The following is an 11,749-nucleotide window of genomic DNA, read 5'->3' as shown; positions in this document are numbered from 1 at the left end:
TCCTCGCTGGCAGGTGTCTGCTGGTCGGGTTGACGTCGTGAACGGTCCATGCACGGCACTGGTTGTGCCGTGAACGCGGCGGCTGCGTGTTGGTCTCGACCCGCCAACCATCGGCGGACCGCACGCTAGCTGAACGGCGTCTTCGGTCGCTGCTGCGGTTCGCCGTCGACGTACAGGTCCACCTTCTCGTTGTAGAAGCACGCCAGGCCCGCGATCTTCTGGCTCTCCGGCAACGGCGTGCGGTAGATCCACACGACGTCCTCGTGGTCGCCGACGCTCCAGTACGACGCGGTCCCCTTGTACGGGCAGGACGTGGTGGTCGGCGACGGGCGCAGCAGGTCCGTCCGCACGTCCGGCAGCGGCAGGTAGTACCTCGGCGGCAGCGACGTCTCGAACAGGATCCTCGGCTGCCGTGACGACGCGACGGTCTCCCCGTCGACGCGCACCTCCACGTGCCGCGAGCTGGCGAGGACGTCCACCCGCTTGTACGGGTCGCGCGGGTGCACGTAGATCGGCTCGTCCTCCTCCAGCCACTCGTCCATGGCCGAGAACTCCAGCCGCACCAGGTCGTCCACGCGGCGCGCCGCCCCCGGCACGGTCACGGCACCGGCCACGAGATCCCCGTCCGGTGTCACCGTCGCGAGGACGTCCGACGCCGGCAGGTAGTACGTCGGGTAGTACGGCACCTCCCACACCAGGACCGGCGCCGTGCTGTCGGCGACCAGCCGGCCACCCGCGTACACCCGCACCCGCTTCTGGCTCACTTCCCTGCGCACAGGCAGCCTCCCGATGTTCGCTCCGCTCAGAAACCACTATGGACCTGGAGCGCGCTCCAGGTAGCACGATGGTCAGCCATGAGAACACGACGACTGGGGGACCGCGAGGTCAGCGCACTCGGCTTCGGGTGCTGGGCCATCGGCGGCCCCTTCTCCGACACCGACGGGAAACCACTCGGCTGGGGCGAGGTCGACGACGACGAGTCGATCGCCGCCATCCACGCCGCGCTCGACCTCGGCGTCACCTTCTTCGACACCGCCGACGTCTACGGTGCCGGCCGCAGCGAGCGGGTCCTGGGGCGGGCGCTGGGCAACCGCCGCGACGAGGTGGTGATCGCCTCCAAGTGGGGCAACCTGTTCGACGAGGACACGAAGGTGCTCACCGGCGCCGACAACACCGTCGAGTACATGCGCACGGCCATCCGGGCCACGCTCACCCGGCTCGGCACCGACCACCTCGACCTCTACCAGCTGCACACCAGCCCGTCGGTCGCGGAAGCGGAAGCGCTCGCCGACGCCGCGGCGGACATGGTGAAGGAGGGACTCGTCCTCGGGTTCGGCTGGAGCACCGACGACCAGGAACGCGCGGCGGCCTGGGTGGGCAGGCCGGGCTACGTCGCCGTGCAGCACGAGCTGTCCGTGCTGCACGACGCGCCTGAGCTCATCGACCTGTGCGAGCGGCACGGCCTGGCGAGCGTCGACCGCACCCCGCTCGCCATGGGGCTGCTCGGCCGCCGCGACAGGAGCAGGCCCGCGACCGGAGCGGACATCCGCTCGGCCGCACCGGAGTGGCTGCGGTTCTTCGCCGACGGCGTGCCGGCCCCGCGGTGGGCGGCCACCGTGGCGGGCCTGCGCGACATCCTCACCAGCGACGGGCGCACCCTCGCACAGGGCGCGCTGGCGTGGGTGTGGGCACGCAGCGAGCGGACCATCCCGATCCCCGGCTTCCGCTCCGCCGCCCAGGCGCGGGACAACGCGGGCGCGCTCGCGCACGGTCCACTGCGTGCGGAACAGATGACCGAGATCGCGGGTCTACTGCACGGGTGAGTCGGGCGGCGGCACCTGGTGCACCCGGGACCGTTCCACGTCGACGACCCCCGGCACGGTCGACAGGGAGGCCAGTGCCTCCCTGTCGACCCTGCCGGTCACGACTCCCGCGCTGTCCAGCACCTCGCTCACCCGCAGACCGGCGGCCCGCAGCGCGTCCACCACGGCGGACATGTCGTCGACCTGGTCGTCGGCCACCGAGATGACCACCTGCTCGTCCGCCACCAGGCCTCCCAGAGATCTGTCAGGGCGCTTGCATCAATCCTGCCCCAACGTCGGTGCACGGCAAAGGCAGCCGCCGCGCGAACTGCGACAACCGGGCCCACAGCTCCAGCCCACGTGCTCCGGTCGCCTGCGCGACGAGCGCCGCGATCCCGGCCGCGTGCGGTGTCGCCATGCTGGTGCCGGAGATCGTCTTGTACCGCAGCGGCAGCGGCCAGCTGGAGTACACGTCGAACCCCGGCCCGGTGAGGTCGATGGCGCCGGTGACGTCCACCGTCCCGCACGAGAACCACGCCATCCGCGTCGCGGCGTCGATCGCGCTGACCGCCATGATCGACGGGCAGTTCGCGGGGTGGCCGACCGGGTTGATCCGGTCGCTCCGCCGGTCGCTCTCGTTGCCCGCGGCCGCGATGATCAACGTGCCCTTCTCCAGCGCCCTGGTCGCGACCCGTTCGAACGTGCGGGAGTAGGCCTGCCCCGGCTGGGTCGGCGCACCGAGCGACATGGAAACCACCGCGCAGCCGTTCTTCATCGCCCAGTCGATGCCGGACAGGATGCCGCCGTCCGCGCCGGAACCTTGGTTGCTCAGCACCTTGCCCACATAGATCTCCGACTTGTACGCCACGCCGTAGCCGGGACCGTTCCCCGGCTCGCGCGGCCCGCAGGACGTGCCGACACAGTGCGTGCCGTGCCCATGGCCGTCCTGCGCCTCCTCGCCCTGGACGAACGACTCGGACATCACGGTCCGGTCCGCGAAGTCCGGGTGCTCCAGGTCGAACCCGGTGTCCAGCACGGCCACCCGGACGCCTTCGCCGGTCGCCGTGCTGTTCGGGGCGCCCGTGACCTGCAGGCCCCATGTGAACACCGTCTCGTCGACCGCTTGGGGCTCGCTGTCGGTCACCGGTGCGGTCGGTTCGATGGCCTCGACGTAGCGCTCCGGTTCGATCAGCGCGATCGGGCCCGGCGCGTCCACGGCCTGTGCGAGTGCCGTCACCTGGTTCTCGTCGGCGCTGACCAGCGCGACGCCCAGTTCGTGCATCAGCAGGCCGTCCGCCTCCCACAGCGCGGCGGCCTCGCCGTCGGCCGTGTCCGCGGTGCGGATGCCCGCCACCCGGTTCAGCTCGTTCGTCGCGTCGGTCCAGTCGTCTTCGAGCAGGACGAGATACCGTCCCGTTGTCCCGTCTGCAGCCGCTGTCATGGCCGCCACCTTCTTCTCGTTTCGCTCGGCTCGCGTACCTGGTACGTCGCAACCCGCTGACGCGGTGTAACGGGCGTCACATGATCCGTCCGTGCCGGGCTCCCCGCACCGGACGTTTAGGGTCGGACGTATGCAGAGCTGGCCATCCACCCCGGTGCCCCGCGTTCCCGGCACCGCCCGCCCGCTGCGGCTGTACGACACCGCGGCGCGCGAGATCCGCCCGACGGCACCCGGTCCGACCGCGACCATGTACGTCTGCGGCATCACCCCGTACGACGCCACCCACCTCGGGCACGCGGCGACCTACCTCGCGTTCGACCTGGTGCACCGGCTGTGGCTCGACAACGGGCACGAGGTGCACTACGTGCAGAACGTCACCGACGTGGACGACCCGCTGCTGGAGCGCGCCGAGCGGGACCAGGACGACTGGGTCGTGCTGGCAATGCGGGAGACGGCACTGTTCCGCGAGGACATGACGGCGCTGCGGGTGCTGCCGCCGAGGGACTTCCCCGGCGCGGTCGAGTCGATCCCGGAGATCGTGGAGGCCGTCGCGAAGCTGCTGGCCGACGGCATCGCCTACCGCGTCGACGACCAGGAGTACCCGGACATCTACTACTCGCACCTGGCTTCCGGCCGGTTCGGCGCCGTTTCGCACTACTCGGCGGACGAGATGGCCACGTTCTTCGCCGAGCGCGGTGGTGACCCCGACCGTCCCGGCAAGCGGCACCCGCTCGACGCGCTGTTGTGGCGTGCCGCCCGGCCGGGTGAACCGAGCTGGGAGAGCGAGCTGGGTGCGGGCCGCCCCGGTTGGCACGTCGAATGCAGCGTCATCGCCCTGAACCGGCTCGGCATGGGCTTCGACCTGCAGGGCGGCGGCTCGGACCTGATCTTCCCGCACCACGAGTTCAGCGCGGCCCACGCCGAGGCGCTGACCGGTGAGCCGCCGTTCGCCCGGCACTACGCGCACGCCGGCATGATCGGCCTCGACGGCGAGAAGATGTCCAAGTCGCGCGGGAACCTCGTGTTCGTGTCGCGACTGCGCGCGGACCGGGTCGACCCGATGGCGATCCGGCTCGGCCTGCTCTCCGGGCACTACCGCGCGGACCGGGCGTGGACCGACGAGGTGCTGGCGACGGCACAGACGCGGCTCGCGCGGTGGCGTACCGCGGTGTCGCTACCCGCCGCACCGCCCGCGGAGGACCTGGTGGCGCGGCTGCGCAACCACCTGTCGAACGACCTGGACACCCCGGCCGCACTGGCCGCGGTCGACGCGTGGGCGGACGAGGCCCTCTCGTCCGGCGGTTCCGCGGACAGCGGAGCGCAGGTGCGTGCCGCGGTGGACGCCCTGCTCGGCGTCCTGCTCTGAGCACAGACGGTGGCCCCGGTCCCCGGGGCCACCGTCTCAGACCTCGACGACCGTCACCATGTCACCGGCGTTCCGGGGGTACAGCGGCAGATCGCGTGCCGAAGCGATGGCGGCGATCATCGGATCGAGCGTTCCGATCACCGTCGGACCGGCGCACGACCGCGCCTCAGCAGTGCCGCCGGTGCCGTCACCAGCAGCAGCACCGCCGGGATCCCGAAGCCGAGCAGCACCGACTGGTGGTAGACGGGGGTGAACGCGAGTGGTGCCGCCGCGGCGCCGATGAACCGGAACGCCTGTACGACCGACACCGCCCCCGCGGGGTTGTCGTCGCTAGTCAGTACAAGCGTATTGAGACCGACCTGGACGAACTGCGCGCAGAAGCCGCTCAGCGCCCACAACGCACCCACCACGCCCACCCACGGCACCACGCCGATCAGCGCCACCGGCACCGCACCCGCCATCGCCCCGATCAGCGCGCCCCTGCGGCCGCCGATGCGTTCGACGATCCGGCCGGCGAGCCCCGCCGTGAGCATCCCGACCACGCCGAAACCGGTCAGCAGCAGCCCACGCTGACCCGAGGTCAGACCGAAACCGTCGTCGGCGCGGTACGCGACCAGGAACGTCAGCCCCCCGAGGCAGCCCCAGCCCACCAGCGCCACCGCCGCTGCCCGCAGCACCTCCGGCCGCCACGCCGTGCGCAACCGCGGCGTCTCCGGGGCGGCGCCACCCCGGTCCTCGTGCGGCACCCCGATCAGCGCCAGCACCACCGCCGCCACCCCGACGACGATGAACGCCAGCCGCCACGTCGCCTCCGCGGCCAGCCCGCCGACCAGCGGCCCGCTCGTCTGGCCCGCAGCCTGCAGCGCCGCGAACATCCCGAGCGTCCGCGACAGCCGGGCGCGCGGTGTGGTCGCGGCGAGCGTCGCCAGCAGCAGGGGAGTGGTGAACGCGTTCGCGATGCCCTGCACGCCCCGGCCCACCAGCAACAACGGGTACGCGGTCGCCACCACGCAGAGCACGGAGCCCACGAACGACACCAGGTACGCGCCCAGCACGCTGCGGCGCCTGCCCCACCGTGCGCCGAGCGTGCCGGAGAACAGCATCAGCGCGGCGAACGGCACCAGGTAGGCCGTGATGGTGGCCGAGGCCGCCGACGTGGAGACGCCGAAGTCGTGGCCGAGCTCCGGCAGCATCGAGGCGGTGACGCCGCCGCCGAACGGTCCCAGGAACCCGCCCGCGTGCAGGCCCGCACGCGTGATCCGGTCGCGTTCGATCAAGCGGTCACCGGGTCAGACGCCGGACTGGCCCCGGCCGGGGCCCGGCCTGCGGCGCCGCAGGTAGCGTTCGAACTCGGCGGCGATGGCGTCGCCGCTGGTCTCGTTCAGCGCCAGGTCCGCGTCGCCGCGCTCCTCGAGCGCGCGGACGTAGTTGCGGACGTCCTCGTCCTCCTCGGCCATCTCGCTGACCGTGCGCTGCCACTCCTCGGCCTGGTCCGGCAGGTCACCGAGCGGGACCTCGATGTCCAGGACCTCCTCGACGCGGTGCAGCAACGCGAGCGTGGCCTTGGGCGACGGCGGCTGCGACACGTAGTGCGGCACCGCGGCCCAGATGGAGATCGCGGGGACCCCCGCCTGCACACACGCGTCCTGGAGCACGCCGACGATGCCGGTCGGCCCCTCGTAGCGGGAGCGTTCCAGGCCGAACTGGGCGGCGGACGCCGCGTCGTAGGCGGTGCCGGTCACCGGGACGGGCCGGGTGTGCGGCGTGTCGGCGAGCAGCGCGCCGAGCGTGATCACGGTGCTGATGCCCAGCTCGTCGATCTGCTCCAGCAGCTCGGAGCAGAACTTGCGCCAGCGCATGTTCGGCTCGATGCCGTGCATGAGGACGACGTCTCTGGTCGCTCCCGGCGGCCTGCACACCGACAGCCGCGTGGTCGGCCACTCGACCCGGCGCGTCACCCCGTCGACCATGCGGACGGTGGGGCGCGTGACCTGGAAGTCGTAGTAGTCGTCCGGGTCGACCTCGGAAAGCGCGTTGGCCTCCCAGGTCAGCTGCAGGTGTTCGATGGCAGCCGTCGCGGCGTCCCCCGCGTCGTTCCACCCTTCGAAGGCACAGATCATCACTGGCTCGACGAGCGGCTCGTCGGCTTGGACGTCGGGTGCTGTCGGCTGCTGGTCCGGATCGGTCACCGGGCAAGCCTACGACCCAGGGGCGTCAGCCGGAGATCGTAGGCTGGTCGACATGCCAGCGAAGACCGATCCGAGGTCCCCGCACCCCCCGGCCGCGGTCCTGTGGGACCTGGACGGGACCATCCTCGACTCGGAGAAGCTCTGGGACGTCCCGCTGTACGAGCTGACCGAGAAACTCGGTGGTCAGCTGTCCTCGGCGACCAGGCAGGCGATGGTCGGCACCAACGTGATGGTGACGGTGCGCCTGCTGTACGCCGAGGTCGGGATCGCCGACCCGGCACCGGAGCAGGTGGCGGACAGCGCGGCGTGGATCGACCGCAGGATGGCCGAGGTGTTCCGCGGTGACCTGCCGTGGCGCCCAGGCGCGGCGGCTGCCCTGGCCATGGTGCGCGCGGCGGGGCTGCCGACCGCGCTGGTCACCTCGACCGAACGCGACCTGGTCGAGATCGCGCTCGACACGATCGGCAGGGACAACTTCGACGTGGCCGTCTGTGGCGACGAGGTCGACGGCAGGAACAAGCCGCTGCCGGAGCCCTACCTGAAGGCGTGCCGCCTGCTGTCGGTGGACCCGGCCCGCTGCGTCGCGGTCGAGGACTCGCCGACCGGTGTGTCCGCCGCGGTGGCCGCGGGCGCGACGGTGCTGGTGGTGCCCTGTGAGGTGGCCGTCGACGAGGGGGAGCGCCGCGTGTTCAGGACGTCGCTGGAGGGCCTCACCGTGGCCGATCTCACGGCGCTGGTGGGCTGACCCGAAAGTGGCTTGGCCGGAGATGGCAGGATCATCATCGTGAAAACGTTCGACGAGCTGTTCGCCGAACTCCGCGACCGGGCGGTCAACCGTCCCGAGGGCTCCGGCACCGTCGCCGCGCTCGACGCCGGGGTGCACGCGCAGGGCAAGAAGGTGCTCGAAGAGGCAGGCGAGGTGTGGATCGCCGCCGAACACGAGTCCGACGAGCGCCTTGCCGAGGAGGTGTCCCAGTTGCTGTACCGCGTGCAGGTGCTGATGCTGGGCCGCGGCCTCACCCTCGACGACGTCTACCGGCACCTCTGAGCGGAACCTTGCCGGAGCGAACACCACTGCTGAGGAGTTGAGCACGCCCATGCTGCGGGTTGCCGTGCCGAACAAGGGTGCGCTGGCCGCGCCCGCCGCCGAGATGCTGTCGGAGGCGGGCTACCGGAAGCGCCACGACCAGCGCGACCTGACCGTGCTCGACCCGGCGAACGACGTCGAGTTCTTCTTCCTGCGCCCGAAGGACATCCCCATCTACGTGGGTTCCGGCGAGCTGGACCTCGGCATCACCGGCCGTGACCAGGCACTGGAGTCCGGTGCCCCGGTCGCCGAGCGCCTCAAGCTGGGTTTCGGCGCCTCGACGTTCCGGTACGCCGCCCCGGCGGGCACCGACTGGAAGGTCGGTGACCTGGAGGGCAAGCGCCTCGCCACGTCGTACCCGAACCTGGTCAAGCGGGACCTCGCGGCCCGCGGCATCAAGGCCACGGTCATCCGCCTGGACGGTGCGGTCGAGATCTCGGTCCAGCTGGGCGTCGCGGACGCGGTGGCCGACGTGGTCGACTCGGGCCGCACCCTCCGCCAGCACAACCTGACGGTGTTCGGTGACCCGATCTGCGAATCCGAGGGGGTGCTGGTCCACGGCACGAACGCACCCGACTCGGCGGCGAAGGAACAGCTCGCGGGCCGCCTGCAGGGCGTGGTGTTCGCGCAGCAGTACATGATGCTCGACTACGACTGCCCGAAGACACTCCTGGACGAGGCCATCACGGTCACCCCCGGCCTGGAGTCCCCGACGGTGGCACCGCTGGCATCCCCCGAATGGGTAGCTGTCCGGGCAATGGTCTCGCGCAAGGAAGCCAACGCGGTCATGGACCGCCTGGCAGCCCTCGGCGCACGAGCAGTGCTGGCGTCAGACATCCGCTCCTGCCGCCTCTGAGCACCAGCCCGCCGACCACCAGGCGCGCGTGCCATGCCCTGAACGACGCCTTCGGGAGATCAGCGGCCGCACCACTTACTGAGGCCGGATCAGCAAGGCTTGAGCACCCCGTCCGACAGCCCCGCTCAGGTCGTGCAACACCGACACAGCCGTCCCGATCCCCTCAGGTCCGATGGCGGTGGCCGCGTCGAGCGCGATCCACTCACCGACCGGCTCGCGGTACACGTGCACCGTCAGCTCCGAGTTGATGAACAACCACTTCCGCGGGTCGAGCAGGCTGGACACCCCGTTCCCCGAGTCCGCCACGGTCAGCACCCGCTGCAGCCCGGACGGTTCCTCGTCCCCGACCAGCGGGACCTGCTGCCGCGCCCACACCGTCGCCGGCCCGGACTCGCCGAGGGAACCGGTCAGCGTCCGCCAGTCCATGACGTCGAGGTAACCCGCACCCCAGCCCTCTGGCCGGGTCATCACGCGTCCCTCCGACGGCGGCGGCAGCGGCTCGTCGATCCCGGCGGCCACGGCGCTGGTGTCGGACCGCACGATCCGCCACGCCCTGGCACGAACAGCGACGCGGCCGTCGACGGACAGCTCGCCGCTGAGCAGCTCCACCGCCCTGCCTGGCCGGTCCACCTCGGCCGTCACCGTCAGCTCCGCGACCGGCACCGGGCCGAGGATCTCGACGGTCACGCGGGCGATCATCATCGGCGCCGCGGACGGCAGCCGCTCCAGCGCACGCACCAGCAGCGCCGATGGCGGGCCGAGGTGCTGCGTCAGCGGCGACCACGGACCGGTCGTGTGCACAGTGGACTGGTAGCGGCCGCCGCCGAGTGGTTCGTAGAACATCAGTCCGCCCTGTCCAGCACGGTTTCGTCGCCGGCGTCGGGGTCCGGCCAGCCCGGGTACTCCGGCGGTGTGCCACCGAACTCCGGGCACAGGGCCTGGTGTGAGCACCAGTCGCACAGCCTGCTCTTGTTCGGCCGGAAGTCACCCGACCTGCCCGCACGCAGGATCGCCTGCCAGACCGCGTCGAGGGTTCGTTCGAACCGCCGCAGCTCCGCCTCGTCCGGTGTGTAGGTGAGGGACTGGCGGTCGGCGAGGTACATCAGGCGCAGCTGTCGCGGCACCTCGCCGCGCAGCCGCCACAGCACCAGCGCGTAGAACTTCATCTGGAACAGCGCCTTCGCCTCGCCGATCTCGCGGGGCGCGGTGCCGGTCTTGTAGTCGACGACCCGGATCTCGCCGGTCGGCGCGACGTCCAGCCGGTCGATGTAGCCGCGCAGCAGCACACCGGAGGCCAGCTCAGTCTCGACCAGCAGCTCACGTGCCTCCGGGTCGAGACGGCGCGGGTCCTCCAACGTGAAGTACCCGTCGATCAACCTCGCGGCCGACTCGAGCCAGTGCTCCTGGCCGTCGTCGGTGGCGAACAGGTCGGCGAACTCCTGCCGCTCGGCACGCAGCCGCTCCCACACCGGGCCGAGCAGTGCGTGTGCCCGGTCGGGGACCCGCTCGGCCGCCGGTAACGCGAACAGCTCCTCGAGCACCGCGTGCACGACGATGCCGCGCACCTGCGCGACCGACGGCGTCTCCGGCAACCGGTCCACCGCACGGAACCGGTAGAGCAGGGGGCACTGCTTGAAGTCGCCGGCCCGCGACGGCGACAACGCGGGCCGCCGCGGTGGCGGTGCGACCTCCTCGACGAGCACGGCAGGGGTTTCCGTCATGCGCAAGACCCTAGGCCGTACCACCGACATTACCGGGACAGGTGTGCCCGGTATGTCCCTCACACGGCCTTCCCACATGTTTCCGCATACGCTGCTTCGCATGACCAACGGACCCGGCTGGGCAGAGCGCGATCCAGGCCTCCTGCTCTTCCGGTTCCGTGGGGTGCCGGTGCTCCTGTCCCCGTCGTGGTGGATCGGTTCCGTCGCCATCATCGTGCTCTACGCGCCGCTGGTGGAGCGTTTCCTGCCGCGTGCGGACGCGGTCGTCTCGATCTCGCTGGCGGCGGCGTTCGCCGTGCTGCTCGGCGCTTCCGTGCTCGCGCACGAGCTGGGGCACTGCGTGGTCGCGCTGCAACTGGGCATCCCGGTACGCAGGCTGCGGCTGTTCCTGCTCGGCGGTCTCGCCGAGATCAGCAGGACCCCGCGCAAACCGTCCCAGGAAGGGCTGATCGCGGCCGCCGGGCCCGCCGTGTCCGCGGGCCTCGCCGGGCTGTTCGGCCTGGTGCTGCTGTTCATGCCGGCGGAAGGGCCGGTCTGGCTGCTCGTGCTCGAGTGCGCGGTCGCCAACGTGGCCGTCGCCGTGTTCAACATTCTCCCCGGTCTCCCGCTGGACGGTGGCCGCCTGCTCCGCGCCGGTGTGTGGGCCGTGTCGGGGCAGCGGGGGATCGGCACCCGTGCCGCGGTCGTCGGCGGCTGGCTCGTCGCCGGGCTGCTGATGCTGTGGGCGCTGTGGGGACTCGCCAACGAGAGCCCGGACCGCTGGCTTCGGCTCGGCGTGTGCGCGCTCACAGCCTGGTTCGTGGTGTCCGGCGCACGCGGCGAGCTGGCCGCCGACCAGCGCAGGGCGTGGCCGGACGGGCTGGCGCTCGCCGACCTCGTCCGCCCCATCCTGCAGCTGCCGGCCGAGAGCCCGGTGGCCGACGCGCTCAGCGCCGCGGCGGGCCGGGGCGTGGTGCTGGTGCGTGCCGACGGGGTCGCGGCGGGCCTGCTGGACCCGGTCGCCGCGGAACGCCTCGCCGAGCGATCCCCGATGGCGCCCGCGGAACAGGCGGCGGAGCCGATCCGGCCGGAGTCGGTGCTCCTGGACTCCGAGGCGGGCGAGGACATCGCCGAGCGCGTACAGGACACCGCCGCGTGGCAGTTCCTGGTGGTCGACGAGGAGGGCAGGCCCGCGGGCGTCCTTCACCGGGACGACCTACGAGCCAGCCTCACCCCGCGACAGCACTAGAGTGTCCGCGCCGGAAACGCGGTGCGTAAGTCGCCGGATCCAGGTCTCTGCTGGCAAGG

Annotated in this window: 13 protein-coding genes; 6 read left to right on the top strand and 7 right to left on the bottom strand. The window is 71.6% G+C overall.

All coding sequences use genetic code 11. The features are described from left to right. Positions 1-125: 125 nt before the first annotated feature. Positions 126-776: a DUF427 domain-containing protein gene (locus ACFPCV_RS03395; RefSeq protein WP_378054332.1), complete on the bottom strand. Its 651-nt coding sequence runs from the start codon at positions 774-776 to the stop codon at positions 126-128. A 78-nt stretch (positions 777-854) separates the two neighbouring features. Here ACFPCV_RS03395 and ACFPCV_RS03390 point away from each other — a divergent pair, with 78 nt between their 5' ends. After that, on the top strand, positions 855-1,823 hold the full coding sequence (locus ACFPCV_RS03390) for an aldo/keto reductase (protein WP_378054330.1): 969 nt from the start codon (positions 855-857) through the stop codon (positions 1,821-1,823). Here the strand turns inward: ACFPCV_RS03390 and ACFPCV_RS03385 are convergent. Further along, the gene (locus ACFPCV_RS03385; RefSeq protein ID WP_378054328.1) at positions 1,809-2,048 is read right to left on the bottom strand and encodes a hypothetical protein; all 240 of its coding nucleotides are present in this window, start codon (positions 2,046-2,048) and stop codon (positions 1,809-1,811) included. The genes ACFPCV_RS03390 and ACFPCV_RS03385 overlap by 15 nt on opposite strands. Before the next feature lie 19 nt (positions 2,049-2,067). After that, the gene (locus ACFPCV_RS03380) at positions 2,068-3,243 is read right to left on the bottom strand and encodes a S8 family peptidase (RefSeq protein ID WP_378054326.1); all 1,176 of its coding nucleotides are present in this window, start codon (positions 3,241-3,243) and stop codon (positions 2,068-2,070) included. 130 nt (positions 3,244-3,373) lie between these two features. Here ACFPCV_RS03380 and mshC point away from each other — a divergent pair, with 130 nt between their 5' ends. Further along, entirely contained in the window at positions 3,374-4,609 is a 1,236-nt protein-coding gene (gene mshC / locus ACFPCV_RS03375) for a cysteine--1-D-myo-inosityl 2-amino-2-deoxy-alpha-D-glucopyranoside ligase (protein ID WP_378054324.1), read from the top strand. Positions 4,610-4,746: 137 nt separating this feature from the next. Here the strand turns inward: mshC and ACFPCV_RS03370 are convergent, their stop codons facing one another. Together ACFPCV_RS03370 and ACFPCV_RS03365 are read right to left on the bottom strand one after the other, a co-directional pair. After that, the gene (locus ACFPCV_RS03370; protein WP_378054322.1) at positions 4,747-5,886 is read right to left on the bottom strand and encodes an MFS transporter; all 1,140 of its coding nucleotides are present in this window, start codon (positions 5,884-5,886) and stop codon (positions 4,747-4,749) included. Positions 5,887-5,898: 12 nt separating this feature from the next. After that, positions 5,899-6,798, bottom strand: coding sequence for a PAC2 family protein (locus tag ACFPCV_RS03365; protein ID WP_378054320.1), 900 nt, complete (start codon positions 6,796-6,798; stop codon positions 5,899-5,901). A gap of 52 nt (positions 6,799-6,850) precedes the next feature. Here ACFPCV_RS03365 and ACFPCV_RS03360 point away from each other — a divergent pair, with 52 nt between their 5' ends. The 3 genes from ACFPCV_RS03360 to hisG are packed head-to-tail and all read left to right on the top strand — an operon-like array spanning position 6,851 to position 8,741. Next, positions 6,851-7,543, top strand: coding sequence for an HAD family hydrolase (locus tag ACFPCV_RS03360; RefSeq protein ID WP_378054318.1), 693 nt, complete (start codon positions 6,851-6,853; stop codon positions 7,541-7,543). 39 nt (positions 7,544-7,582) lie between these two features. Beyond that, on the top strand, positions 7,583-7,846 hold the full coding sequence (locus ACFPCV_RS03355; RefSeq protein ID WP_184809902.1) for a phosphoribosyl-ATP diphosphatase: 264 nt from the start codon (positions 7,583-7,585) through the stop codon (positions 7,844-7,846). A 49-nt stretch (positions 7,847-7,895) separates the two neighbouring features. Next, positions 7,896-8,741 (top strand): ATP phosphoribosyltransferase, encoded by an 846-nt coding sequence (gene hisG / locus ACFPCV_RS03350; protein WP_378054315.1) that lies wholly within the window; start codon positions 7,896-7,898, stop codon positions 8,739-8,741. A gap of 75 nt (positions 8,742-8,816) precedes the next feature. Here hisG and ACFPCV_RS03345 read toward each other — a convergent pair whose 3' ends face one another. Further along, complete coding sequence (locus tag ACFPCV_RS03345) at positions 8,817-9,584, bottom strand: thioesterase family protein (RefSeq protein WP_378054313.1); 768 nt, start codon at positions 9,582-9,584, stop codon at positions 8,817-8,819. Then, positions 9,584-10,462, bottom strand: coding sequence for a RecB family exonuclease (locus ACFPCV_RS03340; RefSeq protein WP_378054311.1), 879 nt, complete (start codon positions 10,460-10,462; stop codon positions 9,584-9,586). The genes ACFPCV_RS03345 and ACFPCV_RS03340 overlap by 1 nt, the downstream gene beginning before the upstream one ends. Positions 10,463-10,562: 100 nt before the next feature. Here ACFPCV_RS03340 and ACFPCV_RS03335 point away from each other — a divergent pair, with 100 nt between their 5' ends. Beyond that, positions 10,563-11,690 (top strand): site-2 protease family protein, encoded by a 1,128-nt coding sequence (locus ACFPCV_RS03335; protein ID WP_378054309.1) that lies wholly within the window; start codon positions 10,563-10,565, stop codon positions 11,688-11,690. Positions 11,691-11,749 lie beyond the last annotated feature (59 nt).

The sequence above is a fragment of the Actinophytocola glycyrrhizae genome (assembly GCF_042653545.1).
GTDB lineage: Bacteria > Actinomycetota > Actinomycetes > Mycobacteriales > Pseudonocardiaceae > Actinophytocola > Actinophytocola glycyrrhizae.
The sequence above is the reverse complement of the archived record's forward strand: the minus strand, read 5'-3'. Positions and strand labels throughout refer to the sequence as shown.